This window comes from Azoarcus sp. Soil_N_20, from assembly GCF_057656155.1.
This window is the reverse complement of record NZ_JBDGKX010000070.1, coordinates 1-373: the sequence shown is the minus strand read 5'-3', so window position 1 is coordinate 373 and position 373 is coordinate 1. Positions and strand designations below refer to the sequence as shown.

Annotated in this window: 1 protein-coding gene; it reads left to right on the top strand. The window is 61.4% G+C overall.

The window, feature by feature from the left end:
• Positions 1-315, top strand: a 315-nt coding sequence (locus AC3A35_RS27935; RefSeq protein ID WP_487439816.1) for a transposase, incomplete at its 5' end; no start/stop codon positions are given.
• Positions 316-373: the final 58 nt, after the last annotated feature.

The following is a 373-nucleotide window of genomic DNA, read 5'->3' as shown; positions in this document are numbered from 1 at the left end:
CCGTGTCCGCTGCGCGACCAGTGCCTGCGCACCCCCGACAAGACCAAGACGCGCCAGGTCGCCTTCTTTCAGGGCAAACGCGACAGCGAAGAGCGCTACACCGAGCGAATGAAACGGCGGATCGACTCCGACACCGGCAAGCGCATGATTACCGCGCGCTTTGCCACTGTCGAGCCGGTCTTCGGCAACCTGAGAAACAACAAGCGGCTCCATCGCTTCACATTGCGCGGGCGCGCCAAGGTCGATGGGCAATGGAAGCTCTACTGCCTGGTGCACAACATCGAGAAGTTGGCTCACCACGGGTATGCACAATGAGCGGGACAGCCACCGGCGATACGCCTCTCAATGCCTGCAATGGAAGGACTCCAACGAC